Source organism: Halorubrum sp. Atlit-26R (assembly GCF_003666015.1).
Lineage (GTDB): Archaea > Halobacteriota > Halobacteria > Halobacteriales > Haloferacaceae > Halorubrum.
This window is the reverse complement of the sequence record NZ_QPLT01000331.1, coordinates 1-559: the sequence shown is the minus strand read 5'-3', so window position 1 is coordinate 559 and position 559 is coordinate 1. Positions and strand designations below refer to the sequence as shown.

1 pseudogene is annotated in these 559 nt (G+C 57.4%); it reads right to left on the bottom strand.

Annotated features, from left to right (window positions below):
* Positions 1-274 precede the first annotated feature (274 nt).
* A pseudogene (locus DVK07_RS24035) lies at positions 275-559 on the bottom strand (hypothetical protein); the annotation flags it as partial.

Genomic DNA, 559 nt, shown 5'->3' with positions numbered 1-559 from the left:
ACTCAATATCCGCAATTGGGTGCCCATCTCGGATGAACTGTTTGTAGTCCTCAAACGCGTCGTCGCGACCAGCGGGGAGGATCACGATTCCGGTCATGCTTGAGTGGAAATCACTAGTGGGAATCAAATAATTGGCTACAACTCTACGGAAAGGCTCTTTTGAATTCCTCATTTGGTGATATATTCTCGGAGCCGTGCTGAACCCAGAGCGTGAGTCGGTTGGCTGGGTGGCAAACGTGCCCGCGGACACCGGCCCGTTCACGAGTCGAGACAGTTAGTGCCCACTAAGCCGACGGCGACGCTGGGAGGCCCACCCTGCGACCGCTCCGAGGGGAACGAGCAGGGCACCGACCAGCGGACTCCACGCAGTAGCGACGGTTCGAGTAACATCGACAGCAGTCCACAGCGGTTCCGGATAGAGCTGTATTGCGTAGTGTAACCCCTGCCCGGTAACGATACTGAGGAGGAGTGGAAACAGTAGTACGTACACTCCTGCCAGTATTGGGACGAGTGCCACGATTCCGAGGGCCATCGCGCTACCCACGAAGGCCCCCTGTTC